This is a genomic window from Lysinibacillus sp. GbtcB16 (genome assembly GCF_019091145.1).
Classification (GTDB): domain Bacteria; phylum Bacillota; class Bacilli; order Bacillales_A; family Planococcaceae; genus Lysinibacillus; species Lysinibacillus fusiformis.
Genome location: NZ_JAGXJV010000321.1, coordinates 1 through 277, shown reverse-complemented (window position 1 = coordinate 277; position 277 = coordinate 1). Strand labels below are relative to the sequence as shown.

The following is a 277-nucleotide window of genomic DNA, read 5'->3' as shown; positions in this document are numbered from 1 at the left end:
AATGCCGGATGAGGTGAGGGGGATGAAGACAACCCCTGCGCCGATCCCAAGGTTGACTAAAGGAATCGCGATATTTGGAAAATAGGAAGTGTCCATGGAAATGCGACTAATCCAGATCATCCCCGTCAGAGCAATCAACACACCGCCGATTAACACACGGGTGCTGCCGAAACGTTTCAGAAGGCTTGGCACAGCATAAACCATTCCGAACATATCGCCGGTCATAGGCAGAAAAGCAAATCCAGCACCAAGCGCACTAAAGTTGGAGACACCTTGC

At 50.5% G+C, this 277-nt stretch carries 1 pseudogene; it reads right to left on the bottom strand.

The features are described 5' to 3' along the window. Positions 1-225 (bottom strand): annotated as a pseudogene (locus KVT27_RS24415) (MFS transporter); the annotation flags it as partial. Positions 226-277 lie beyond the last annotated feature (52 nt).